Raw genomic sequence first — 26,505 nt, 5'->3', positions numbered from 1 at the left:
AAACCAATGCCGTATATTAGAAGTTATCTTCAGTTTCTTATGGTTTTGAAAGTAGAATCGTGTTTGCTATTCCGAAGACATTCAAAAAAATTTTCTAAATAAAAAGCCCCAAATTAAGTTGGGGCTTTTATATTATCATGATGTTCTTAAAATTCGTCAATCGTCAATCGTCAATCGTCAATCGTCAATCCTTCTATCCATTGGGATTCAAAATCATATCAACACGTTCAAGGGCATCGGCAATGTGAATTTTACTCATCGTATCTGCGCCTCTAGCCGCTTTCAACGACCTGCTTAAGGATTTTAGTTCGGCTCTCACAATCGGTCTAATATCCGATTGGCTAGCGTTGACCGCCGTAGCTTTTACATAAGTGCTGTTTGAGCGTCCGCTTTTGTCTTTGGCAGTCATTAAAAATGCCATGCGATCAATATAAGCGCGTTGCAGGTTGCGTCTGTAAGTATCGATGGTTTTTCCGCTTTGCAATTCGCTCCAAACGCCATTTCGCAAGTCGCTCATCATATCGGTCAAAGCATAGGCATCTTCGCCATTAAAAGTTTCAGCTTCAGTCAAACGCTGCATTTTTCCTAAATCGAGGATGTTGTTAAGTGTGCGTTCTTGCAATCCGCGAACGCGTTCTACAGAACCTGAAAATTCAATCCGGTTGAAAATAGTTTCATCCAAGAGCCATTCTGGAGTTGTAAATAAGTTATCCTGAATGAACTGCATTGCTTCTGCTTGTTTTTCCTTGGCAACTGGCGTATAAACCGCACCTTCTTGATCGGCAGTCTTGTATATTTCATAAACACCACCAATATTGTTGGAGACATGGCCCATATAGCGATTGAACTGGGCAACGACCTGTCCGTACATGTACTCAAGATCGTCATAATCTTCGCCGTCTTCTGTAGTCCAAGTAATTAGGTTGGGCACAATGCGTTTCAGGTTTTTTATGCCGTAAGAACTGGCCAACATGGCGTCATCTCCTAAATCTTCGGTTTGTGAACTTGGATCTACCACATCGCCTGCTTGTTGATGCCCAAATCGGTACATTGGGTCGCCGGCATGCTTCATGATCCATTCGTTCAAAATGGGTTTTTCTTCTTCCGCGGTTTTATCGAAAATTGGTCTGTAACCCCAAGAAATGGCGTATTTATCATAAGTGCCAATATCTGGCATTAAGGCAACACCTTCATCTCCAGGTTGGGCGACGTAATTGAAACGTGCATAATCCATGATAGAGGGCGCAGTTCCGTTTTTCTTGGTAAACTCGGCATCACGTAAGCTTTCCACGGGATAGGCAACACTACTTCCCATGTTATGTGGTAAGCCTAAAGTGTGCCCAACTTCGTGCGAAGACACAAAACGGATGAGTCTCCCCATGACATCGTCTCTAAATTCCGGACTCTGGGCTTCGGTATTGATTGCTGCGGTTTGCACAAAAAACCAACCACGTAATAAAGTCATCACGTTGTGGTACCAGTTAATGTCACTTTCCAAAATCTCACCAGTTCTTGGATCGCTCACATGAGGCCCATTGGCATTGGGAATTGGTGAGGCTAAATATCGCACTACCGAGTAGCGCACATCTTCTGGGCTCCATTCTGGATCTTCCTCAGCGCTTGGTGGATCTTTGGCGATTATGGCCTCCTTAAAGCCTGCAGCCTCAAAGGCGACTTGCCAATCTTCAATCCCTTGTTTGATGTATTCGCGCCATTTGTAAGGTGTTGCTCTGTCAATGTAATAGACAATTTGTTTTTTAGGCACTACAAGCTCCCCGCGGTTGAATTTCTCAATATCTTCATCCTTGACCTCCAATCTCCAGCGGTCTAAGTATTCAAGTTCTTTGCTTCTTTGGGCTTCTAGCCCATAATCGGTTTGGCTACTTGTAAACCAGCCCACGCGCTCATCAAAATAACGACGCTTCATTGGGCTGTCTGGCAACAAAATCATGGAATTGTTGATTTCTATGGAGATGGTTCCCGTACTCGAATTGGAAGGAGGTTCTCCGGCAGCATAGGTCTTTACGCTTCTAGCCTCGATATTGCGGGGGTAACTCTTAATAGCCTCGATAAAGGATTTGTCACTTTCCAATTTTGTGACTTTATAAGGTTTTCTTCGGAAGGAAGGCAAGCCAAGGGATTGCACATCTTTTTCGAATAAAGGCGTTGCGTCTATTACAGTGCTTGTGCTATCCTTGCTGAAGGCTTCTATCGGAAACGTATAAAGTACGGGCTCAAAATTAGAGTTGGCCACGGCTTCACTAATTGGTAATGAATCGGAAGCCACCACATTATAGGAAACCACTCTCAAGACTACTTTTTTATCCATTTTTTGCCAACGCAGCACTTGCTCGTTCTGTTTTCCACCACCAAAGCCTAGTCCACTCGCGGTTTTGGCGATTCTTGTGACCATGAGCATCTCTCGGTCAAATAGCGAATCTGGAATTTCGTAAAAGTATTTTTCATCCAGCTTGTGAACGGTAAATAAACCAGAGTCACTTATAGCTTCTTTTGTGATGACCTTATCATAAGGTTTGGGGTCATCCTTGCCGGCTTTTTTCTCAGAATCTGATTTGGATTTTTCAGCCTCAGCAGATGCTGCTGCTTTTTTTGTGGTATTACAAGATACCATAACGCATACGGAAACTGCAAAGAGCAGTTTAATGGAAAGTTTTTTCAAGATGATTGGTTTTTAAAATGATGCCATGAAAATACTTAAACTTAGCGCATAACGGAACTTTTAGCCTGGTTTTAAGATGATTTTAACTAGATTGAAGGCCTAAAAAAAAGCATAACTTCCATGAAATTATGCTTTTTGCTTTTTAAAAAAACTAATTTGGTTAGAGCATTTCAACGAACAAACCTTCATCGTTCTTGGCAACGTTGACCACTTTTTTAGCGGTCAATCCTTTGATGGTCTTGTCCCATTTTTTATTGCTCAATCCAGATTCTGCTTTTAAGGCATTCAAGTCCATGGGTGAATTCCCTTTCAAAAGTTGAAAGACTTCTTTCTCGTTCTCGCTCAATTCCACTTGTTTCTTTTCTGGACGCATCTGCGGAAAGAACAAAACTTCCTGGATACTTTGGTTATTGGTCAAGAACATAATCAAGCGATCCATGCCAATGCCCATGCCCGATGATGGTGGCATCCCGTATTCTAAGGCACGTAAAAAATCTTCATCTATAAATGCAGTGGCTTCGTCGTCACCTTTTGCGGCAAGTTTCAATTGGGCTTCAAAACGTTCACGTTGATCAATAGGGTCGTTCAATTCTGAATAGGCGTTCGCGATTTCCTTACCGCAGACCATGAGTTCAAAACGTTCGGTCAGTTCTGGGTTTTCACGGTGTTCCTTGCACAAGGGGCTCATTTCCTTGGGATAATCGGTTATGAAAGTAGGCTGTATGTAGTTGCCTTCGCATTTTTCTCCGAAGATCTCATCAATCAATTTGCCTTTGCCCATGGTGTCATCAACGCTGATGTTCATGTCTTTGGCCGCTTGGCGTATTTCGGCCTCGGTTTTACCTGTGATCTCAAAGCCTGTGAAGTGCTTGATGGAATCGGCCATGGTCACTCGTGCGTAAGGTGCCTTGAAATCGATATGATGCTCGCCATAAGTGGCTTTGGTGGTGCCGTTAACTGCCATGGCGCAATGCTCTAACAAACGCTCGCAAAAATCCATCATCCAATTGTAATCTTTGTAAGCCACGTAGATTTCCATGGCGGTAAATTCCGGATTATGGGTGCGGTCCATCCCTTCGTTCCTAAAGTTTTTGGAGAATTCGTACACGCCTTCAAATCCGCCCACAATGAGGCGTTTTAGATAAAGTTCATTGGCAATTCTCATATATAAGGGAATGTCCAAACTGTTATGGTGAGTCACAAAAGGTTTTGCTGCTGCGCCTCCCGGAATGGGCTGAAGAATAGGAGTTTCAACCTCAAAGTAGCCCGAATCATTAAAAAAGTCGCGCATGGCAGTGAACAGCTTGCTACGCTTAATAAATACATCCTTAACTTTGGGATTGACCACCAAATCAGCATATCGTTGGCGGTAGCGTTGTTCTGGATCGGTAAAGGCATCATGCACCTTGCCCTCGGCATCCACTCTTGGCTGTGGCAAAGGCTTTAATGCTTTACTCAACAAGGTAAAGTCTTTGACCATTACCGTTTTTTCGCCTACTTTGGTGGTGAAAAGTTCGCCTTCTATACCAATGAAATCGCCAATATCTAGCAATTTTTTATAAATTTCGTTGTATTTGCTTTTATCCTCTCCGGTGCAGATTTCGTCCCGATTAAAATACACTTGGATGCGACCAGTGCTATCTTGCAACTCCGCAAAACTCGCGTTACCCTGTATGCGACGGGTCATCAATCTTCCTGCGATGATTGTTTTCTTGCCCTCTTCGTAATGCTCCTTTATTTGTGCGGCGGTATGATCCACCTCAAAGGATTCTGCGGGATAAGGATTTATACCCAATTCCCTCAATTTGGCGAGTTTCTCGCGTCGTACCAATTCTACTTCTGAAAGCTGCATGCTATATGTTTTTTGAAGTTACGAAATTACAGTTTTTGAAGTAATTATCGAAGCCCTTTTTTATAGCGACTGTTCGATTGATGATCAAGACCAGCCCGACTGCAGTTATGATCACTAGGTAAAAGGACTAAAGCATGTTTTCAACTAATTGATAAACAGATGTTTTGTCAATTTACGGAGCGTTTTGTATGGCTGTAAAATCGCTGCTGAGCGTCTTAATAAAAAGCATTTAAACCTTATCAAGTTTGAGTTTACAGTAGCTATTGCATTTTTATAAACGAAAAAAAGACCTTCGCCATTCTGAAATTTCAAAATTTTGAAGATCTAATAATCAAACTGCTATTAATCGTTCCCAACTTGTCGGTCCCGAATTGATGTCATTGCATTTTATGATTAGCTATCGCTTTTCAATACATTGCCTTTGATTCTCAATATTTTATTGGCTTCGGAGGCGTTAGACGTAATTGTTATTGTTTTTTTGAAAGCTCCAATGCGATTGGTGGCATATTTTACGCTGATTTCTGAAGTCTCACCGGGAAGAATCGCAGTTTTTGGATAAGTTGGTACCGTGCAGCCACATGAGCTTTTTACTTTGCTAATCACAATGGGCGCTTCGCCAGTATTTGTGAATTTAAAAATGCGAACGCCATCGGCGTTTTGTTGGATGGTGCCGTAATCAATGGTCTCGTTTTCAAAACTTAATACTCCCAATACATCATTAGTTGCTGCTTTTTCAATGGTTTCGGTTTGTGCCATCATCATGCTACTCATGAATAGGCATACCAATACGAGTGAAGTGCTTACTGCTTTCAAATTGTTTTTTATTGCATTCATCTTTGAAGGGTTTGTGGTTTATAGAAAGACAAATCTGACCATAATCTTTCTAAATGCCTAAATAACGAGGTTGGAAATAGGGACTAGTACCACGATTTATTTTGTTAATTCACTATTAAACAGTGATTTAACCTTATCCCTGGAGTTGACATTTAGTTTCTTGTAAATGTTGTTGATGTGGGTTTTAATGGTAGAGACGCTCACAAAGAGCGTATCGGCAATGGCTTTATTGGAGTATTCCTTAAGTAAAAGGTCCAAAACATTAAGCTCCTGTGGGGTGAGTTGTTCTTTAACGTCGGTTTTGGATTTAGGTTTTATTTTTTTTGCTGAATACAAGAAATAGGCATTTGTAATTAGGGAAAGCAGCAGCAATCCCAAAACCAGATACATCCATTTAAACGCGGGTTTTTCTGAACTTATGGCAGAGATGATGTACTTGTCTGCGTTCAATTCTGCTTCGTATTGCTTGGTGTAGCTAGAATTGGGATAGGCCGTTTTAAGGCGTTCTAACAAATGCTCGTAATAGGTGTTAACCTTTAGGTCTTCCAAATAATAACCGTGGAGGTTATTGCTTCGGTCAGAGAGGTAAGCGTAAATATAAAGTTCTGCCAGAGGTTCCTTCAGTGATTTTCCATACTCATGAAGTGCCTTGAACCATTTGTTGTTGTTGAGATTTCGGTTGGCCTTGCTTCGGTATTCAGCATAATCAAAACGCATGTCTTCCTTTAAGGAGTCGATCTTGATAAAGGCCGAGGTTTTCGCATTTGTAGATTTCACATTACAAAACACCTGATCTTCAAAACCAAGCGGAAAGTTGATGGTATCCCCGCTTTTGGCGATGAACAGGATATCCTTGCTGTCTTTGCAGTAGCCTTCAAAATGGTTGGCCTCATGATCGCCATCGGAGCAATTATCAACGTGGAGCTTGTAGATTTTATTGCTGCCTTCCAATTGGTTCCCATGAAATTCGAAGTAGCCTTGCGCGTTAGAAATGGCTTTAGAAATGATCTGCTCATCATTGATGCCTTTCAAGGTTCTATAATCATCAATTACAGAAAGATATACCTCATTGTGCCAGCGCTCATTATCGATATAACCATTGAAACAATGTTGTGCGTATAGCAAGTTTCCGAAGCAACAGAAGCACATTATGATGAACCAAGTTTTCATGCCACTAAACTAAAACTTTTTTAGGAACTGAAAATGAGGGATCCGCTTTAATTTCAATCTTCAGGAGAGATAAAATCTTTACCTTTGTGAACCTGAATAATTTTCCAACTTTAAATACGAAAAAGACATGAACAGATTTTTGACGCTGTTAGTAGTTTCGCTTTCCCTGTTGTTTACGAGCTGTGAATTTTCTGAAGATGTCTATATCAATGAAGACGGATCGGGCAGCATGACATTTTCAGTAGATGCTTCTGCGATTATGGAAATGGCAGCAAACATGGGTGCTGAAGGCGAGAAGAAAGGTTTGGACAAAACAATGGATTCTACCATTGTGCTTAAGCAATTATTAGAGGAAAAAAAAGACAGCATCTCAAAATTACCAACAGAGGATCAGGAAAAGTTGAAAGCCTTGGAGGACTTCAAGATGCACATCAGCATAAATCCTGAGACCAAAAAAATGCTATTCGATATGTCTACTGAATTTAAAAAAATTGGCGAAATACAGAAGATGTTTAAGGGCTTAAATGCCATGAGTAGCATGAATACAGAGGTCAATCAAGATGGCAACGGCGCTGGCAGTCCCTTCAATACTCTAGGTGGCGATGCCAGTACAGAAGTGAGTTACGCCTTTGACGGTAAGACTTTCAAAAGAAGCGCTAAAATTGTGGATCAACAGAAGCACCAACAAGCGATGGATAGCCTTGGCGATAGCGCAATGATGTTTGGGTCTTCGAGATATAAATTGAATTACCACTTTCCACGAGCCATTAAATCGGTTTCCAAAGAAGACGTCACGTTTAGCGAAGATCGCAAGACTGTAATTATGGACCTGAGTTTTATGTCGGTTTTGAGAACACCAGAAATCTTGGATTTTGAAGTGGTACTAGAAGATAAATAAAAGTGAATAAACAAATCAACATAGAAGATTTAGGAACCAAGGATTTTAAAGATACTTGGGATTATCAAGAACAGCTGTTTCAAAGCATTTTGGATGTAAAGATCAAGAATAGGCGGGAAGCCACAGCTATGCAAACCACTAATTATTTCTTGTTTGTAGAACATCCGCATGTCTACACTTTGGGTAAAAGTGGCGAAATGTCCAACTTGTTGCTAAATGAAGCGCAATTGGAGCAGAAAGGTGCGACCTTTTATAAGATAAACCGCGGGGGTGATATCACTTATCATGGCCCCGGTCAAATTGTGGGTTATCCCATTTTGGATCTCGATAATTTTTTTACCGACATCCATAAATACCTGCGCCTTTTAGAGGAAATGATCATTTTGACCTTGGCGGAATATGGACTCGAAACCGAGCGAAGCCCTGGAGAAACCGGAGTTTGGTTGGGCGTAGGCACCCCTTTTGCTCGGAAGATTTGCGCCTTAGGCGTGCGTGCCAGTAGGTGGGTGACCATGCATGGTTTTGCGCTCAACGTCAATGCCGATCTAGGTTATTTTGACAATATTGTACCCTGCGGAATTAAAGGCAAGGCAGTAACATCACTAAATGTAGAATTAGGCGTTGAAAGAATTTCTGAAACTGAAGTCAAAGCGAAATTGCTGAAGCATTTTATGGTTTTATTTGAAGGGAATAATTCTTAGAGTGAGTTGTTGCCTACGGGAACTAAAATGAATCCGGCAAGGCTTCGGAAGAATACAAAGCCCAAAATCATGTTTTTTTTCGCTTCGGTTTTCTTATAAATCAATTCAAAGCTCTAAAAGATATTTTAAGTTTAGAAATTGAAATTGAAAATCAGATGGGCTTAATTCTCAAATTTTTACGAATCAAGTCTTATGCCTGCCTGCCGGCAGGGTCTTAAGTCTTTGTCGGACAATAATGATCTAAAATACTGAACGGGTTGTAAATTTCAATCAGTCTTCATAACTGATGCCTAGAATTTCATAGCGAAGATCTCCCGAGGGACGCTTTAAAACGGCGGTATCTCCAACTTTTTTGTTAACTAATGCTTTCGCAATGGGCGAAACAAAGGAGATTTTACCCTTGGCAATATCGGCTTCATCCACACCTACGATTTGAAATTGTTGCGTCTTGCTGTTACTGCCTATTTTTAGTGTGATGCTCGCTCCAAACCGAACTTCCTCTTGTGGCTGAGCACTGAGGTCAATAATTGTTGCAGATACAATCCGCTCGTTTAAGAGGTCTAATTTTGAGTTTATAAGATTGTGCGCAATGCGCTTATCTTTTTCATTCGTGCTATCCAGTGCTTTTATCTCGCTTAGTAGTGCTTCCTTTTCGGCTAAAAGTTGATCCATCCCGGTTTGGGTCACGTAGTTTTTGAGCCCTTCTGGCAAATCGGCTCTCGGTGGCACCATGGGAATCTCCTCCTGATCATCTTCCTTTACAAATCCTCTGCTCATAATATCTTAAATTCCAATGGGTATTGAGTTTCCCCTTGAAAATAAGCATTATTCTTCAGATAGAAAAATGTTCTATTTTAAAATTCCAAATTCCATCCCGATATTTATCGGGACCAAATTCCAAATACAATGACGCAAGCAAAAGTTTCCTTTTGGGATTTAGGGGCAAATCGTAAATCGTCAATCGTCAATCGAAAACCCTCTAGTTTTCCTCATTGAAGAATACCTTATAGAAATGCATCTTTTTGACCTCGTCGTAACCGCGTTCTAAAAATTCTTCCGAAGCATCTGGCGCATCCACATCGAGTTTGATTTGTATGTTGGTGTCTAGTTTGATTTCGGTCTTTATTTTTTGTTTTTGCTTTTTCAGGACAATATCAGAAACATCAAATTGATTTCTGATCAATACATTATGATCGGTTTCATAGACCTTCTTGTAATCTTCGAACAATTGGATGCGATCTTCATCGGCTATGATCTCTTCCTTGAAGGTTTCAATATTGGCAATCTCGTTTTCCTTGAAAAAGTCTACGGTCTTGGCGAGAAAGTTGCTTTTCTCTTGTCCGCCAAATTGGGCTTGCATCACATCTTTTGAGAAGTCTCGGCACATCTCGATGTAGTTTTTGGTATGCTCGTTGGAATCGTCGGGATATTTAACGTTCAAAAAGCTCTTGATCCAATATTGGGCGTCGTAGTTGTTGTTGTCAACGCTTAAAACGATTTTCCCTTCACCATCGGCTGCATTCAGTATCAAACAGCCTTTGTCCACTTTTTTGGTGCCAATGCCTTTCTGGGCAATGATGTCGTAACTGTTGTTTTCCAAATAGGTCTGAAAAAAGTGGGTCTTGTTCTCAATTTTAAAAATACCAATGGCATCGGTCTCGTAATCTTCATATTGCAAATCGTGCACCATACAGATAATCACATCGCCAATCTTGATCTGTGAGGAGTTGGATTGCTCAAATAGGTGCGTCACGATGTGTTTGGAGATGTCCACAAATTCAGAGTCGTCCTTGAGCAATTGGGAGGCATAACTATTGATCTCGTTGAGGTCAACGTTGGAGTGGTGGTTAAAGCGGTAAGTTTCGGACAGATTACCAAATGGTCTTAAGAGGTAAGGCACAAGGATATCATAGCTTTCCTCATCAAAATCTATGGGTTGCTCAGAAAAAGCATTCTTGGTGCTGTTGAATTTATTGCCCACTTTATGCAAGATGCATTTGGATATGGAGGCTTTATTGCGTTTGATCATGTTTTATTTGGCTAAGAATTAGGTTCACAATACTACAACATTATGGGCGGATTACTGAGTAGCATTTTGAAAGAATACAGTTGAATTGTTTTGGGTTTCGTCCGAAGAAAAAATAGGATTGAGGTTTTATAGTACTGCGCTTAGATCGTCTTGATTAATTGATTTTATAGATGATCACACTATTGTCACTGCCTTTGGTGAGTACCTCCAAGTTGGAATCGCCATCCATATTGGCCAGCTCAATTTTTGAATTGCCATAGATTGGAAAATTAGCGGTGGGCTTGGCTTGGCTGTCAAATAAATAGACTTTTTTAGCCTGTAGATCGGTAATGCTCACGTAAATCTTATCGTCGATATAGAAAATGGAAGGTTCAGTATAATTTCCAAAATCTAAAGCAATGGTCTTCGATTTGATGGTAAGATTATTATCTGAGATGGCAGCGAGTGTTTTGCTGGTGGTTGCTATTTTATGATTGGCATTGAGGTTGAGATTCTCATGCTTCACACGGCCATTTTGATTCACTTCCAGCAATTCACCGCTGGTGTTTGTCGTAGTAAAATGATCGTTGTAAAGGTAAACCTCATTGCCAGAAAAACTGATCTTTTCCTTAACCTTGATGCGGGGCTTGCCCACACGGTCTAAAATTTCGAGGTGGTCGCCTTCAGTAAATACAATATAATCCTTGCGGCCTACTCTAAAATGTTTGGGCTGGGAGCTTATGCTGTTGTTTGCGGGAGAGAAATTAAATCCTGTCACCGCTTGCCCGAGTTGGTCATACATGAGTAAGGCTTTATTTTGGGTGACCACTAAACGGTAATTGCGCTTATTGTCATAATCAAAGACTGAAAGTGGTTGCGTAATCTCATCATTGAATTTCAAAGGGAAGGGCGCAACATCCTTGCCATCTCGATCTAAAACGTAAACTCGGTTTGCCGTGGCAAAGGCCAATTGCAAGCGTCCGTTTTTATACATGTCAATTTGCTCAATCTTACCTAAAATTTTGCCAGATAATTGCTTCTTCCAAAAGACCTTGCCAGTGTTTGAGATGAGGTAAAGGTTGTTGTTGATATCTTGTATCGCGACATCCATTTGGTTATTAGTATGGTTTTTGGCCAATTGTGGAGCCGCGCTCAAATTGGCATCTATAGTGACATTTACAGTTTCGGAAACCGATTTGCTAGCGCCTCTGCTCTTATGGGTTTCTAGAATAGCATTGACATGTGCAAAATCGCTGTCATATATATATTGTATGGCAGCTGTTTTGTAAGCGTCAAGGTTCAAGTCTGTCGCACCTGCAATGTTTTCCTCAAGAATGGCCTGCAGTTTTTTAGAATTTCCGTAGAACAACAGGGAAGATTCATCACTGAGGTGTTTCATCATGTCCTTGTAGGGTTCGTCTTCAGCAAGTATGTTTCCGTTTTGGTAATCGGCGATGATGTTTTCTAGGGTGGCACTGCTTTCCGCGAAAATAAAAAAGTCATCCAAATTGATAAAATAGGAGGTCCTTAAATTAGGGACCAAAGGAGAAAAGGTAGAGAAAAGTGCTTCGGGAGCATTATGACTATAAATATCAACGGTTCTATAGCTGCTGCTAACATCTTGGGATGCTAACTCTTCTATGGTAATGCTTGGGTCGATGGATCGCATCAAAAAGACTGAAGTATTTTCAATTTCTGCCTGGCCAAACTCAATCACATTATCAAAAAGCCGATCCATCTCAACAATGCTATCTGTGTTTTTGAATAGCTGTAGGTTTGTTTTCAGCTTTTTAATCTGGTCTGTAGTAAAACTAGAGAACCCTTGGGTGCTGGAAGGCAATACCGTTGGCATTAAATGTTCCTGCGGAATGCTTCCCTTGAATATGTTGATTAGACTTTTTGAGGAATCCCTGGCAGTAGTGATGCCATTGATGATGATGTCATTTTGTGATATATCGGCGTCCAGCAAACTGTAATTGGTAAACTGCTGGGCGTTGAAATGCGCGTTGGTCGATATGAAAAGGTTCTGGACGAAACGTTTATGGTTGATTAAAACGGAAACCGATTTCTCGCTGTTGGAGGTTTCGTAGATGCGTTGTAATTCTGAAGCTATGGGTTTGGTGTCAAAAGACTGCTCCACCAAATACAATCGATTTGACAGAAAAAGGATGCTGTCTTTATAAGCACTATAATAAATGGTGTTGTTTAAGCTTATTTTTTGAACGGACTCGTCTTTGCTCTCAAAGCGCTCCACCATAATATTGGGAACGGAATCAAATTGGATGATTTGTGGATCATATTTAGTAATGACGCTAATCTCCAAACTATCGTTATCATCTTTTGCCAAGGCGATATAAACAGGATTGGCAGTATTGATGTACTCCAAGGGTTTCAATTGCTGTTCTAGGTCTTGAAAAGTTGCGAGCGTTTTCAGTTCTTTTAAAAGCTGATTGTTTTGGATGACGCTTTTAAAACCATCTAAATTATTGGCTTTAAGTACGATTTCGGCGTTTTCAGGAATCTTGGATAATAGCGTTGCGTTAGAACTGCGGTCATCTTTGCAGCTAAATAGTAAGAGTAGGCATAACAATGGCAACCAATATGTTCTCATGCAGGGGGTTTTTGCAAATATAGAAAGTTAGCGTTCTAATTTAAATTCTTCTGGTAATAATCTAAAGGACTTCCGGTGATATTTTGTGATGCCAAATTTGCGAATGGCTGCTCGATGCTCTTTTGTGGGGTAGCCCTTGTTCTGTTTCCAGTTGTACATGGGGAATTCTTCATGGATGGCGGCCATATAGGCGTCACGATTGGTTTTGGCAAGTATTGAGGCTGCTGCTATGGATAGGTATTTACTGTCCCCTTTTATAATGGTTTGATGCGGAATTTCGCCGAATGACTTGAAGCGGTTCCCATCCACGATGATGAATTGCGCTTGGGGTTGCAACAGTGCCAAAGATTTGTGCATTGCCAAAATGGAAGCATTCAGGATATTGATGGCATCTATTGTATCTGGGTAGATATGAAAGTAAGCGAAGCATAGGGCCTGCGCTTCAATGATCGGTTTCAGCAGGTCTCTGTTTTTTACTGAAAGCAATTTCGAATCGTTCAATAGTTCATTGGTAAACGTATTGGGTAAAATAACTGCAGCAGCGGTAACAGGTCCGGCCAGACAGCCACGACCGGCTTCATCTGTGCCACATTCAAGCGCATTTCCAGAAAAATTGGGAGAAAGTTTCAATATGTTGAAATTTCGACAAATTTAAGATTTTAATATGGAGATTTCCTTTGCGTTTATTCACAAATCAAATCTCTGGCATCCAAATAGTGTTCAAAACAAACTATTTTAATAAAGTTTTGGCATTAAAGTTTGTCACTTTAAGTTTTTATTATGATTTTTACGCCAGACTAACTCAAATAATTGATTTATGAAATTAAAATTAACATGGTTAATGACGCTATTTATGGCGTGCGTGATGTCTTTCTCTTACGCACAAGAGAAGACGGTCACAGGAACAGTTACAACTTCTGAAGACGGTTTGCCGTTGCCAGGAGCATCAGTAATTGTTAAAGGCACCACAAGAGGGGTGCAAACGGATTTTGATGGTAGATATTCCATCACTGCCAATACTGGGGATGTTTTGGTTTTTTCTTATGTAGGAACTAAAACTGCCGAAATTACAATGGGTGCATCTAATGTATATGATGTCGCCTTGGAGTTTGACAATGCATTGGAAGAAGTTGTTGTAGTAGGTTATAGTAGTACCACTAAAGAAGCCTTTACAGGAACAGCTTCCATTGTAGATATTGAAGAAATAGAAAACAAGATTGTTTCTAATGTTACCCAAGCCTTGAGAGGTGAGATCGCTGGGGTTAATATTGTCCAAAGGTCTGGTGCGCCAGGTTCAACGGCTGAAGTGAGAATTAGAGGTTTTGGCTCGGTTAATGGTAATCAGCTGCCTCTATATGTTGTAGATGGTGCGCCACTTACAAATAATAGTCGTGAAGAGGTTGGTATCAATTTAAATGCTATTAATCCCGCTGATATTGAATCAATGGTTGTGCTAAAAGATGCGGCGGCTACCTCAATTTATGGGTCGAGAGGTGCTAACGGGGTTATCCTTATTACAACAAAGCAAGGTAAAGCTGGTACTTCTAGGATAAGCGCAGATTTTACTACAAGTGTAACTTCATTAGTTTTGCCTCAGTATGACATAATTGAGTCGCCAGAGGAATATGTAGAGATTTCTTGGCGAGCTTTAAGAAATAATGCTACTTTAAATGGGTTATCGAACCCTGCGCAATATGCCAGTTCAAATATATATAGTGCAGATGGTAGCGGTGTGGGTATAAATAGTCTATACAATATTTGGAATGTGCCAGGTAATCAGTTAATAAATCCTGCAACAGGTAGATTTGATCCTAATGTTCAGCGAAGGTTCACACCTACTACGTTTGGTGATGCGGCGTTCGGTACTGGTAAAAGAACAGAAGCGAATGTTCAATTTAGCGGTGGTGATGAAAAAACAAAATTTGCTGGGTCTATAGGTTATCTTGATGATGAGGGGTATGCCTTGAATTCTAGATATACGAGATATTCCACTAGGCTTAATTTAGAGCACAAACCAACAGAATGGTTAACAGTTGGTGCTAATATGGCGTATACTGGAGCACGTTCTAGAAATTCTTCTGATGCCGAAGGCGATACTGGAAGTTCTGGCAATATATTCGCATTAGTAAATACTACTCCGGCCATATATGATGTGTTTCTGAGAGATCAGGATGGTAGCCTCGTATCTGACCCTATATTCGGGGGTTCTCAGTATGATTATGGTTTAGGAAGAAGGGCATGGACTAATACAAATGCTGTTGGTGTTGCAACTTATGATTTATCTCAATCAGATATAACGACGTTATTAGGTAATTTTAATGTAGGAGTAAAAATGACAGATTGGTTAAATTTTGAGATGAGATATAGCGGTCAATTTCAGTCTGCTAAAAATGCAAGTCGTGGAAATTCTTTTTATGGAGGAGCTGCCGCTACAGGTGGAAATCTGTTTTTGGACGATGATTTAAGCACCAATCAAAATTTCTTACAATTACTTCGCTATAACCAATCATTTGGTCAGCATAGTGTGGAATTTTTTGTTGCTCATGAGTCTACGGAAGATAGATTTAAAACTATTGCTGCTGGATCTCAGACAGCAATTTTACCAAATACATTGGATTTAAATCAGTACACATTTCCATTTGGAAGAGCTTCATCATTTACTCAAGGGTGGACTTTAGATAGTTACTTTTCGCAATTGAACTATAATTACGATAACAAGTATTATGTTACGGGTTCAATTAGACGTGATGGGTCCTCTCGTTTTAAGAATAATAAATGGGGAACTTTTGGTTCTGTTGGTTTAGGGTGGATTGTTACGAAAGAAGATTTTATGTCGGATATACGCTTTTTAGATTTCTTAAAATTAAAAGCTAGTTATGGGGCAATTGGTGATCAAGGTACAAGTCTACAATACGGATATCAAATCCAACTAATTAACTCAACATCAGATGGTAGTTATAGTTTTACAGAAAGCGCAACATTGGCTAATCCTGACTTAACTTGGGAAACATCTAATATTGCTCAAGTTGGATTTGAAAGTTCATGGTTGGGAAATCGATTGAATGTTGATGTTGATCTTTATGATAAGAGGACTACGAATCTATTTTTCACAGAAAATTTGTTTCCTTCTATCGGATCTTCGCTCTTTCAATACAATGATGGAGAGTTGACTAACCGAGGGATTGAATTTAATGTCGTAGGGAAAATTATCGAAAATGAGAATTTAAGGTTATCGGTTAATGTAAATGGTGAAATTTTTGATAATGAGATCACTAGAATGCCTACAGGACGAGGTCAATCAGAGCCATTGGTTTTTGATGATAATAATAACTTGGCCAAAGGGAAATCTATATTTGACTGGTTTATGAGAGAATGGGCAGGTGTAGATCCAGGAAATGGTGCGGCACTTTGGAATCTCTATTATGATGATATCAATAATGATGGTATATTCAACGCTGGTGACACACAAATATCAAACTTATTTACCTATCAAGACGAAAATCCTGGTGCTCAAATAGGCCGCACTGTTACAGATACTTATGCCAATGCTACCCAAAGATTTGTTGGGAAATCTGCTATTCCTAAAATAAGAGGGGGATTTAGATTAAATCTAGGAGTCAAAAACTTCGATGTCTCAGCGCAATTTAGCTATAGTTTAGGAGGATACACTTATGATGCAGGGTACTCAGTATTAATGGGTAATGATCTTGTGGGTGCAGACAATTTCCATACTGATATAAGAAATGCGTGGCAGCAACCTGGGGACATTACCGATGTACCAAGGACTTCAGCTCAATTTGGCACTGATGCCCAACAAAACGCTTTTTCCACGCGGTTTTTAACCAGGTCAGACTTCTTTGCTTTAAATAACATTAATTTGGGTTATACATTGCCAAAAGCTGCTATTGATGCAATTGGACTGTCTACATTTAGATTGTTTGTTGCTGGTGATAATCTAATGATGTTGTCTGCTAGACGAGGTCTTAACCCTACTACGGCAATTGCAACTACTAATTCGGGAGCGTATACTCCAGTAACAACCTTTAGCTTAGGTGCAAAAGTTGAATTTTAAAAAAAAATAATATGAAAAAACATGTAATTTATGTATTGATATTCACAGCCGCTATTTTTAGCTGTAGTGAAGATTTTTTAGATCCTGTAAGAAACACTAATGTTCTTACAAACGATGATATTGCAGGTGCTGTTGATAATAACCCTGCTCTTGTTGAAGGGAGTCTTGATGGAATAGCCAATTTTATGGTAGAACCTAGAGGTACTTTAGGTGTTGGCGCTAATCGTCACTACGATATTGGGCAAAAGGGAGTTGATATTTTATCAGATATTGTAACTGGAGACTGCGCTTTGGCTTCTAGTTCATTCGGCTGGTATAATGGTACAGCGAATTTGCTCGCAACAACTGATTTCACAAGACAAGAGAATCAACTTCTTTGGGATTATTATTATAGAATAATTAAATCGGCTAACACAGTAATACTATCGAGTGGTGGTAATGATGCTGTTCCAGAAAATGAAAATACACGCCGTATCATTGGTCAGGCTAAAGCTTACAGAGCGTATGCTTATTTCAATTTAGCTCAATTTTTTCAGCCGAGTTATGATCCTATGCAACCTATTCTGCCTTTTTATGATGGAGATGTTTCAGAGTTTGGTAAGGTCGAGGCCTCACGTATTTATGAGCTTATTGTGAGCGATTTAACACAGTCTATTACTTTTTTAGACGGTTATGTTAGAACGCAAAAAAGTCAGATAAATAAGACTGTAGCCCAAGGCTTGTTAGCTTATACTTATGCCGCTATGGGTAATTATATTGACGCAAAAATTCAGTCTGATGCAGTCATCAATTCTGGTGTCCCGTTATTGACTCGGGGTCAATTGGCTTTTCCTGGTACAGGTTCTGGTTTTAATGATATAAATACACCGAGCTGGATTTGGGGATTTGATTTGACTACTGATTTAGGTCACCAATTAATTGATTGGTGGGGTCAAATGGATTATTTTACCTATAGTTATGCATGGGCAGGAGACGCTAAATCTATCGACAATGATCTATTCGCTGACATACCTGCAAATGATATAAGAAAAACACAATTTGGACAAGGCTTTGCTGCTTTACAGCCAATTAATAAGTTTTTTGATCCAGGTAGAACACCAGGGGGACAGTTTGTAATATCTACTGACTTGCTATTTATGAGAGTTGAAGAGTTTTACTTATTGAGTGCTGAAGCTGCCGCAAGAATTGGTGATGAATCTACGGCTCTAGGTCGCTTAACAGATTTGCTGGAAATTAGATTAGGTGGTTCTGCTGAAGCGGCAACATACCTTTCAGGTCTTTCTGGGCAGGCTCTATTAGATGAAATATATCTTCAAACTAAAATAGAGCTTTGGGGCGAAGGGAAGAGTTATTTTGCAATGAAGCGTAATCAGGCTACAGTTCAAAGAGGCACTAACCATGTGTTTAGAGCTGGTGAATCTTATGCCTATGATTCAGATGAGGCAAGTTTTCAAATCCCTCAAATAGAGATAAATAATAATCCAAGTATTAACGATCAAAATAATTAATTAGATTATGAGAAAATATTTTAGAATTTTTATGTTTATCTGTCTTGTGGCGCTTTTCACAAATTGCGAGACAGATGATGCTACTCAAACTGAGCTCTCTAATTATGTAGGTTTTGAAATCATGAATCCTATGAGAGTTACTGTAGAAAATAATGCTACTCAATCTTTTGAAGTCAAGGTGTATGCAAGTGAAACCAGTTCGGCTGATCGTACCTATGGTCTTGCTATTGATGGCGGATCTTCTTTAGCTACTTCCTATACCGTTCCTGCTTCTGTTACGATCCCTGGAGGTAGTAACGTAGGAACTTTTTCAGTCTCTATTACTGATGACGACAACCTTCAATTTGTTGCTCAGTCATTAGTGATTAATTTTGAGAAAGAGGTGGGTTTAGACTTCAGTGATGCATTTGAACTCCGTGTAACCGAGAGTTGCTTGGAAACAATTGTTACATTCAGCTTGACCTTAGATATATATCCTGACGAAACAAGATGGGAGCTGTATGATCTATCTGGAGCACCTACTATTATTGAGTCTTTTGGCCCGTTTAATAGGCCTGCAGATAACGGGCAAACGGTGTCGTATGACTTCTGTTTGGCTTCTGGAGATTATGGAATAGTGGTTTACGACTCTTATGGAGATGGAATAGGCGATGCTGGAAGTGACTATAACATCAGTGTCGGTGGCACTGTTCTTGTATCTGGTGTAGTCGCAGGAGACTCAGGTCAATCTGAATTTACAATAGATTAGAAAAATTGAAACAATTTCCAAATTTTTATTAATTGCTACAGCCATCTTGTTTTCTATCAAGATGGCTTTTAGTATAAAAAAGTATTGTTATGAAAATTAAAAATATCACCCTATTTATGTTTCTGTTCTTGAGCTTAACATTCTTTGCTCAAAACAGGACTGACAAAACAATAGAAAACCTCTCCAAAGAAAATAAAATTCTTTTAGAAAAATTATTAATTGAAGAGTCACGTATAGAAACTCGTATTTCTACTTATCTCATTAATAATCCAGACACAAAGAGGCGATTCGTAGATTCTAAAGGTCGAGTGATGGAAATTAGAGATATTTACGATAATAAGCCAATTTACGTGTCAACCTCCAACGATAACGCAGCAATGGCAACAAAAACTAATACACTTCAACCGGGTGGAGTATTAAATCTAAATCTTACCGGGAGTGGTATGACTGTTGGCGTATGGGATGGCGGTCCAGTTCAAGCTTCACACCCTGAGTTTTCGAACTCTAACGAAACGGCTAGTAGAATAACTATTATTGATAATGTTGTTGTTGATGGTGATACAGGGTTTAGTAATCATGGTACCCATGTTGCTGGTACAATTAGTGCCAAAGGAGTAGTTTCAGAAGCCAAGGGTATGGCGCCCGATGTTTTGATTAAGTCATATAATTGGACCAATGATAATTCAGAAATCTTACTCGCAATTAATGATATTGATGCACCGATAATTTTATCAAATCATTCTTATGGTACGCCAATTCTTCAAAATAACGAGGATTTATTGCCTTCTTGGCTTATGGGAGCGTATAATTCTAGTGCTGCAAATATTGATATGATAATCAAAAATAATCCTCAGTACCTAATGGTAACATCTGCCGGAAATTCTGGAACCCAATCTTATCCAGGTGGTCTATTTGCCGGCTTTGATAAATTGACGACAGATAAAAATGCCAAGAATAATTTAGTTATAGCAAACGCCAATCCATCGATAGCTCCATTTACAAATGAGTTAACTAACTTGGTTATTAACAATTCGAGTAGTCAGGGTCCAACTGATGATTTAAGAATTAAACCGGATATAGCTGGAGATGGAACTAATTTGTTTTCTCCTATTGCTAATGATGAATACGCTACTTACACAGGAACCTCCATGTCTGCTCCTAATGTGACTGGTACATTAGTTCTTATTCAAGAGTACTATCAACAGTTATATTCGCAATATATGCTTGCGTCGACAATTAAAGGGCTGGTATGTCATACCGCCATTGATGATAATATGAGAAGTGGTCCAGATCCTGTATTTGGATGGGGGTTTCTAAATGCTTTTGGGGCTGCGAATGTTATTACTAGTTCAACTTTAGGGGCATCTCAAATTGAAGAGTTAAATTTATATAATAATGATGAATTTTCATTTACTTTTTTCGCTCAAGCTGGACAAAGGCTGAGTGCTACTATATGTTGGACAGATATGCCTGGGGCTGCCGTCATTGACGAGTTGAATAGTTTCTCGCCGAAGTTAATTAACGACTTAGATTTACGGATTACTAGAAATGGAGAAACTTTTTTCCCTTATAAGTTAGAATATTCTCAAACTGGAGGTTTCTCTAACACCAATACAGGCGATAATTTCGTGGATAATATAGAGAGGATTGATATTGAGGCTCCCGAAGCTGGCAGTTACACATTAACAGTAACACATAAAGGTACACTTAGAGGTAATGTGGGTGGGCCATTTGATCCCCAATCTCAAGATTTTTCACTTATATTGACAGGAAACAATGTGACTTTAAGTTCAGGCAATGAAGATTTTACTGATTTTAATATTTGGCCAAACCCTGCAGGGGATTATGTTAATATAAGTCTTTCTACCATTAAACAATCAGGTAGGGTGGATATGTCCCTATTTGATATACAGGGTCGATTGATATCAGAAATAGCGCTGGAATCAAGCGAATTCTTATCAGGAAGTTACATGCTAAATACATCCCACTTGCCCGAAGCAATTTACTTGCTGGAAATTAAGGGTGTTAACCAATCTGCAATTAAAAAAATAGTGATAAAGAGATAAATTACAGCTTTTTTTGAGGTGTGAAGTATTGTAAATATATTGAGCACAAATAGGAAGAAAGATTTTACCGTTACGCAATAAGAAACCTATAAAATATTTTTTGATAGTGTTGGGGATAGAATCTTCTTTTTTACTCTATTGTGAAAGCTTTATAGGGATAATTCTTTAGCAATTAAATAGACTTTAAGATTTGCTAAGGGAATAAAAATTCTATCAATTACTTTAATTTAAAAAGATTATGAAAAAGTTAGTACTTATATTATTTGCTGTTATTTCAGGAAGTGCCATTTCTCAAGAGACCGTTGGCTTGGTGTTTAATGAAATTAATGAAAATAAATCAGAGGGCTATACGCTGTTTAAACCTTCTTCTGATAATAGAGCCTTTTTAATTGATAACTGCGGAGAGGTGGTTAATCAGTGGAATTTTTTCGGAGAAGGCAGTAGAAATTGTTATTTTTTAGAGGATGGAACATTGTTGCAATCCAATGACCTTTATGCTGAGCTAAGGGATTGGGATAATAACGTGTTATGGAGTATTGATTACGAAGCTTTATTAGGTTTTCGTATACATCATGATATAGAACCTTTACCAAACGGTAATTTTTTGGTCTTAGTTAGAGATGGATACACTAATAACGAGATGTTTGCTGAGGGAATGGATACTTCATATCCTAATGATGTTTTACTACTAGAAAGAATTTTAGAGATTGAACCCGTAGGGACTAACTCCGCTAACATAGTTTGGGAATGGAAACTTTTTGATCATTTAGTTCAGGATTTTGATAGCACTAAGCCCAATTATGGAATCGTTGCTGATAATGTACAATTATTAGACATGAATTATGATGGTGGTCACGGTTCGAATCCTATACATGCAAATGCTATTGATTATAATGAGGATTTAGATCAAATAGCGGTTTCTGCAAGACATCTGAGCGAAGTATTTATAATTGACCACAGCACGACTACTGCCGAAGCAGCAACACACTCTGGCGGAATTTATGGAAAAGGCGGTGATTTTCTCTGGAGATGGGGAAATCCAGAGGTATACGATATGGGTACAATTGACAATAAAAAGCTAGGTAGACAACATGATATAAAATGGATTACTGAAGGCCCCAATCAAGGTAAAATGTCCGTATTTAGTAATGATGGTTACGGCTCAAATTTAACAGCTTCTTCTGTTCATATCATTGACCAAAACGATACCAATGGTTTCTATAGCCTTAATTCTGGTAAATTTCTTCCTGAAGATTATTTTTGGTCTTGGAACGGGACTATTATGAATGAAGTTATGCATGCTGGTGCTCAATGTGGGGTGCAAATTATGTCTAACGGGAACGCTTTAATCAATGAATCTGATAATGGAAGACTTTCAGAAATTGATAATTCAGGCAATGTTGTCTGGGTTTATATAATTCCGGCTGGTAACAATTCAGAATTTGATCAATTTACAGAGCCTATTGGAAATGGATCTTTTAGAGCCCATAGGTATTCTGAGAGTTTTAGCGGTTTTGAGAATATTTCGTTAAATAGTAGTTCAGGAATTATTGAGAATATAAACTCTATTTCTGAAAACTGTTCTCAGTCATTATCTTTAGTTAAAAATGATTTAGTTAATTTAACGTATTACCCAAACCCTACAAAAGATTATCTATATTTTAGTTCTTATAAGAAAATTGATAAAATTGAGGTTTTCGGTTTGTCGGGAAATATAATCATAACTAGAAGTAACGTAGATTTTATTAATTTGAAAAGTTTGGCGAATGGAATGTACCTCATCAACATTTTGCATGATACCAAATCGAGATTTATTAAGGTTTTAAAAGAATAATTGTAAATTATGCTACTCATTCTTAAAACAAATCCTTTTAAAAAAACATATTTATTTAGTTGCTTAAATTCTGTCGTGAATAAAAATAAGCCTTAGGGAACAATTCTCAGGACAAAGTATACTGAACTTTATAAAAGAACTACCTAACGATTATTCATTCAAGGCTTAACTAGCAAAGATAAAATGGCAATATGGCATTACCTGCACGAAATATGGACACATCAGGGGCTGTGAAAAACTGGAAATAAATACCAATGCTGTGGTTGCAAACATGTCGAGAGTTCAACCGAAAATACGCTGTTTCACAATGTCAAGTTCGGACTTCACAAAACATTCCGCGTCGTATTCTAAATAAGTACCAGCAGTAAAAGTGTCTCGAGCATACAAATGGGAAAACGCTTTGACATCTCTCAGGGAACAGCCTGTTATTTTATGCAAAAAGTCAGAAGTGTCATGAAGAGCAGTCAGAACCATCATTTGTTGGACCTAGTCCATGTTGACGTATTCACTGTTTGTGGAAAAGAACAGGGGAAGCAGGGAAGGAGTTACGACTCCAAAAAAAAAGCGGTCATATCAGTGGTCTTTAGCGAGAGGCATCAGGTAAAGCGGGTTTATGTCAAATGCATTGATGACTACTCTGCAAAATCATTAACGGCGATATTCGAAGAGCACATAAGCACGACAGCACATATAGTCACTGATAGATGGAGAGTCTACGAGCCTTTAAAGAAGCTGTAAAAGATTGAACATAAATGCAAAGACAACAGTAGGAACTTAAAAGAGCTACGTCTCGTGATCATGCAATTGAAGTCATGTCTAAGGGCAATACTGACCCATGTCGGCAAATGGCATATACACTTATTTTGATGAATTTTGTTTTAGAATAAATCGCTCTTAGTTTAAGGAAAGCATTTTCCATAAAACAATCGAAAGAATGGTAAAGGCAAAACCTGTTTACCATAGAGAAACAAACCAGATACTAAGTGTTTGACTCAAAATAATTATATACGACCTGAAAGGAGGATTTAAAAAATTAGTTAATTAAGTTCGCTTTCTTAATTTAATATTTAATTTCGTGAATTGAATGATATCTTGAAATGCGAAATCCTATTTTTATTACATTCTTTATTCTATCATGTTTCGGAACCTTGAACTGCCAAACATTAAAAAAAAATAACAATCAAAGTTTCCCTTCTGGCATTTCAAAAGATAGCTCAAAGGTTAAAAGACAAAAGAACTTTGGTCTAAAGGATTCCATAAGTATATTTTATTATAAAATCATTTCAATAGAAAACGACACCACCATTGTTGACACCTCATTAACCATTAAAAAGGATTACAAATTCAATTACCTGAGAAGGGATGAGTTTGGATTGATCCCCTTCGCTAATGCGGGTCAAACTTATAATGCACTCAAGTTAGATCGTAATTCGAAACTGTTGCCAGTTTTTGGCGCGAGGGCGAGACATTACAATTATATGGAGGTTGAGGATATCGATTATTATGAAGTTCCAACTCCGTTCTCAGAGCTTTTTTTCAAAACCGTATTTGAGCAAGGTCAAATATTAGACGCGTTTTTTACCATCAACACCTCGAGGCAGTTCAATATGTCGGTAGCCTATAAAGGCATGCGGTCTTTGGGTAATTACCAAAATAGTTTAACAAGTACAGGTAATCTGCGGCTTACTTCTAATTATCACACTAAAGATGAACGTTATCATCTTAAAGGGCATATCACGTTTCAAGATTTGCTCAATAATGAGAGTGGTGGCCTAACAGATTTTGACGTTGAGCAATTTACCTCTGGTAGTGATGAATTTTTGGACCGATCGGTATTTGATCCTGCCATTCAAAATGCAGATAATATTCTAGAGGGGAAACGTTTTTATTTGAACCACAGTTATGCACTAATTCGGGAAGCAGATTCTACTTCAGGCACTTTGATCTTGAAAAACAGAGTTTCTTTTGAAGATAAATATTACCAATTCAATCAAAGTTTGAGGGACGATTATTTTGGACCCGCTTTTAGTAGGAGAATCAAGGACCGCGTCACCCTAGAGAATTTTGAGGCAAACCTGGCGGCTCTATGGAAAAGTGTTATAGGTGAAGTGTCTTTTGGAGTGACCTACAATAAATTAAATTACGGATATGACTTTTCAACCATAATCGATAATGAGTATATCATAAATCGAATAGTGACTAATACGATCGCTCTAGAAGGTAGCTATAAAAAACAATTTGGCGATGTGAATTTATGGACAAAGGCATCGACCATAGTTTCGGGAGAATTCTCTGGATATCAATTTGAGGCGGAGGCTTCCTACCAATTCGATGAAGACAATGAGATTATAGCTAATTTCAGTTCGGCTTCTGCGGCATCCAATTTTAATACCTTATTGTATCAAAGTAACTATATAAATTATAATTGGTATAATAAGGATAGATTCAGCAATGAGAAGACCTCCCAAATAGGGCTCGACCTGAATCTAAATAAGATTGCAGATTTTTCATTGGACTATACAGTATATAATGACTACACCTATTTTGCTTTTTCTGAAGAAAATGCTGGGGTAAAGCCCTTTCAAGAAGCACAGGCCATAAGTTACCTGAAATTCTCCGCCGGTCGCCAATTTGAGATTGGTAAATTCAGCTTAGACAATAAAGTGATGTATCAACAGGTTGGTGGTGTTGAAGGCGTGATCAATGTGCCAGATTTGATTTTAAGAAATAGCCTGTATTATTCCGATGGTTTGTTTAAGAATGACGCGCTCTTCCTCCAAACCGGCATTACCTTTAATTACTTTACAGAATTTAATGCAAACGCCTACGATCCGTTGTTGGCTGAATTTTATGTGCAAAACAATACCAAGTTGGGCAACTTCCCAAGATTGGATGTTTTTGTCAATGCCAAAGTGAGACAAACCAGAATATTCCTTAAAGCAGAGCATGTTAATGCGGCTTTTACCGGCTACGATTATTTCGCGGCTCCAAACTATCCGTATAGAGACTTTAATATAAGGTTTGGTATTGTTTGGAATTTCTTTCTTTAGACAGACCAGCCAATTTGAGATTGAGAGAACAGTTGAAGCTCTCAAGTTTTGTGAGTAATCTATTTACCTTATAATATAGTGTACGCGATTAAGTCTGCATTTGAGTTGAGCAGTGTGCATGCAAAGTTTTTACTTCGGAAAAAACGCTAGACTATTTTTCAATTGCAATGTGTTTTGGAAGGATTACACGAAATATACAGATGTATAAGAAATTAATGCCCTGAAACTTTTCAGGCTATATCGCGCTATAGAATTCGTTCTGGACAGATAAAAAAGAGCTTATGCTATCGAGAGGATAGTTTTTTTTCGCCCTAAACATTTGGTTTCGTGACTGAAGGCGTTTAGTTGCAAAAAAAACCAGAAATAACACCTTGTAAAGTTTGGATAATGGAAAGAAAGGTGCGTATATTTGCAGCCGCTAAAAACGGTAACGTTGGCGAAGTTCTTTACAGGTTTTTTTGTTGTTTTTGTTG

General features: G+C 38.7%; 16 protein-coding genes and 1 pseudogene. 9 read left to right on the top strand and 8 right to left on the bottom strand.

Annotation, left to right across the window (positions count from 1 at the left end; genetic code table 11):
* Positions 1–193: 193 nt before the first annotated feature.
* The 4 genes from ESY88_RS00085 to ESY88_RS00070 form a co-directional block, all read right to left on the bottom strand.
* Complete coding sequence (locus ESY88_RS00085; RefSeq protein ID WP_147085057.1) at positions 194–2,632, bottom strand: zinc-dependent metalloprotease; 2,439 nt, start codon at positions 2,630–2,632, stop codon at positions 194–196.
* A gap of 208 nt (positions 2,633–2,840) precedes the next feature.
* On the bottom strand, positions 2,841–4,532 hold the full coding sequence (gene lysS / locus ESY88_RS00080) for a lysine--tRNA ligase (RefSeq protein ID WP_147084819.1): 1,692 nt from the start codon (positions 4,530–4,532) through the stop codon (positions 2,841–2,843).
* Between the two features lie 393 nt (positions 4,533–4,925).
* Positions 4,926–5,366 carry a DUF1573 domain-containing protein gene (locus ESY88_RS00075; RefSeq protein ID WP_223270666.1) on the bottom strand — a complete coding sequence of 147 codons (441 nt, stop codon included), beginning with the start codon at positions 5,364–5,366 and terminating at the stop codon, positions 4,926–4,928.
* Between the two features lie 96 nt (positions 5,367–5,462).
* Positions 5,463–6,536 carry a helix-turn-helix domain-containing protein gene (locus tag ESY88_RS00070; RefSeq protein ID WP_223270665.1) on the bottom strand — a complete coding sequence of 358 codons (1,074 nt, stop codon included), beginning with the start codon at positions 6,534–6,536 and terminating at the stop codon, positions 5,463–5,465.
* 127 nt (positions 6,537–6,663) lie between these two features.
* Here ESY88_RS00070 and ESY88_RS00065 point away from each other — a divergent pair, with 127 nt between their 5' ends.
* Together ESY88_RS00065 and lipB are read left to right on the top strand one after the other, a co-directional pair.
* Entirely contained in the window at positions 6,664–7,434 is a 771-nt protein-coding gene (locus ESY88_RS00065) for a hypothetical protein (RefSeq protein WP_147084818.1), read from the top strand.
* 2 nt (positions 7,435–7,436) lie between these two features.
* Positions 7,437–8,135, top strand: a complete 699-nt coding sequence (lipB, locus tag ESY88_RS00060) for a lipoyl(octanoyl) transferase LipB (RefSeq protein WP_147084817.1) — start codon at positions 7,437–7,439, stop codon at positions 8,133–8,135.
* Positions 8,136–8,405: 270 nt separating this feature from the next.
* On the opposite strand, the gene ESY88_RS00055 is transcribed toward lipB, so the two are convergent.
* The 4 genes from ESY88_RS00055 to ESY88_RS00040 form a co-directional block, all read right to left on the bottom strand.
* Entirely contained in the window at positions 8,406–8,912 is a 507-nt protein-coding gene (locus ESY88_RS00055; protein WP_147084816.1) for a GreA/GreB family elongation factor, read from the bottom strand.
* A gap of 202 nt (positions 8,913–9,114) precedes the next feature.
* Positions 9,115–10,164 carry a nucleoid-associated protein gene (locus ESY88_RS00050; RefSeq protein WP_147084815.1) on the bottom strand — a complete coding sequence of 350 codons (1,050 nt, stop codon included), beginning with the start codon at positions 10,162–10,164 and terminating at the stop codon, positions 9,115–9,117.
* Positions 10,165–10,318: 154 nt separating this feature from the next.
* Complete coding sequence (locus tag ESY88_RS00045) at positions 10,319–12,754, bottom strand: DUF3352 domain-containing protein (protein WP_147084814.1); 2,436 nt, start codon at positions 12,752–12,754, stop codon at positions 10,319–10,321.
* A 27-nt stretch (positions 12,755–12,781) separates the two neighbouring features.
* Complete coding sequence (locus ESY88_RS00040; protein WP_394343943.1) at positions 12,782–13,384, bottom strand: ribonuclease HII; 603 nt, start codon at positions 13,382–13,384, stop codon at positions 12,782–12,784.
* A 187-nt stretch (positions 13,385–13,571) separates the two neighbouring features.
* Here ESY88_RS00040 and ESY88_RS00035 point away from each other — a divergent pair, with 187 nt between their 5' ends.
* From ESY88_RS00035 to ESY88_RS00005, 7 genes and pseudogenes are all read left to right on the top strand, one after another.
* Positions 13,572–16,826 carry a SusC/RagA family TonB-linked outer membrane protein gene (locus tag ESY88_RS00035; protein ID WP_147084812.1) on the top strand — a complete coding sequence of 1,085 codons (3,255 nt, stop codon included), beginning with the start codon at positions 13,572–13,574 and terminating at the stop codon, positions 16,824–16,826.
* Positions 16,827–16,837: 11 nt separating this feature from the next.
* Positions 16,838–18,334: a RagB/SusD family nutrient uptake outer membrane protein gene (locus ESY88_RS00030; protein WP_147084811.1), complete on the top strand. Its 1,497-nt coding sequence runs from the start codon at positions 16,838–16,840 to the stop codon at positions 18,332–18,334.
* A gap of 7 nt (positions 18,335–18,341) precedes the next feature.
* Complete coding sequence (locus tag ESY88_RS00025) at positions 18,342–19,082, top strand: hypothetical protein (RefSeq protein ID WP_147084810.1); 741 nt, start codon at positions 18,342–18,344, stop codon at positions 19,080–19,082.
* A gap of 89 nt (positions 19,083–19,171) precedes the next feature.
* Positions 19,172–21,148 (top strand): S8 family serine peptidase, encoded by a 1,977-nt coding sequence (locus ESY88_RS00020; protein ID WP_147084809.1) that lies wholly within the window; start codon positions 19,172–19,174, stop codon positions 21,146–21,148.
* 238 nt (positions 21,149–21,386) lie between these two features.
* A complete protein-coding gene (locus tag ESY88_RS00015; protein ID WP_147084808.1) occupies positions 21,387–22,982 on the top strand; it encodes an arylsulfotransferase family protein in 1,596 nt (531 codons plus the stop codon).
* Positions 22,983–23,067: 85 nt separating this feature from the next.
* Positions 23,068–23,973 (top strand): annotated as a pseudogene (locus tag ESY88_RS00010) (IS1595 family transposase).
* 157 nt (positions 23,974–24,130) lie between these two features.
* A complete protein-coding gene (locus tag ESY88_RS00005; protein ID WP_189702469.1) occupies positions 24,131–26,032 on the top strand; it encodes a putative porin in 1,902 nt (633 codons plus the stop codon).
* Positions 26,033–26,505: the final 473 nt, after the last annotated feature.

The organism is Subsaximicrobium wynnwilliamsii, from assembly GCF_007997225.1.
Lineage (GTDB): Bacteria > Bacteroidota > Bacteroidia > Flavobacteriales > Flavobacteriaceae > Psychroserpens > Psychroserpens wynnwilliamsii.
The sequence above is the reverse complement of the archived record's forward strand: the minus strand, read 5'-3'. Positions and strand labels throughout refer to the sequence as shown.

What these genes read in the sequence shown, in the direction of transcription:
- ESY88_RS00085 (WP_147085057.1), bottom strand. Translation starts at nt 2,632, where the DNA reads ATGGTATCTTGTAATACCACAAAAAAAGCAGCAGCATCTGCTGAGGCT.
- lysS (WP_147084819.1), bottom strand. Translation starts at nt 4,532, where the DNA reads ATGCAGCTTTCAGAAGTAGAATTGGTACGACGCGAGAAACTCGCCAAA.
- ESY88_RS00075 (WP_223270666.1), bottom strand. Translation starts at nt 5,366, where the DNA reads ATGAATGCAATAAAAAACAATTTGAAAGCAGTAAGCACTTCACTCGTA.
- ESY88_RS00070 (WP_223270665.1), bottom strand. Translation starts at nt 6,536, where the DNA reads ATGAAAACTTGGTTCATCATAATGTGCTTCTGTTGCTTCGGAAACTTG.
- ESY88_RS00065 (WP_147084818.1), top strand. Translation starts at nt 6,664, where the DNA reads ATGAACAGATTTTTGACGCTGTTAGTAGTTTCGCTTTCCCTGTTGTTT.
- ESY88_RS00055 (WP_147084816.1), bottom strand. Translation starts at nt 8,912, where the DNA reads ATGAGCAGAGGATTTGTAAAGGAAGATGATCAGGAGGAGATTCCCATG.
- ESY88_RS00050 (WP_147084815.1), bottom strand. Translation starts at nt 10,164, where the DNA reads ATGATCAAACGCAATAAAGCCTCCATATCCAAATGCATCTTGCATAAA.
- ESY88_RS00045 (WP_147084814.1), bottom strand. Translation starts at nt 12,754, where the DNA reads ATGAGAACATATTGGTTGCCATTGTTATGCCTACTCTTACTATTTAGC.
- ESY88_RS00035 (WP_147084812.1), top strand. Translation starts at nt 13,572, where the DNA reads ATGAAATTAAAATTAACATGGTTAATGACGCTATTTATGGCGTGCGTG.
- ESY88_RS00030 (WP_147084811.1), top strand. Translation starts at nt 16,838, where the DNA reads ATGAAAAAACATGTAATTTATGTATTGATATTCACAGCCGCTATTTTT.
- ESY88_RS00025 (WP_147084810.1), top strand. Translation starts at nt 18,342, where the DNA reads ATGAGAAAATATTTTAGAATTTTTATGTTTATCTGTCTTGTGGCGCTT.
- ESY88_RS00020 (WP_147084809.1), top strand. Translation starts at nt 19,172, where the DNA reads ATGAAAATTAAAAATATCACCCTATTTATGTTTCTGTTCTTGAGCTTA.
- ESY88_RS00015 (WP_147084808.1), top strand. Translation starts at nt 21,387, where the DNA reads ATGAAAAAGTTAGTACTTATATTATTTGCTGTTATTTCAGGAAGTGCC.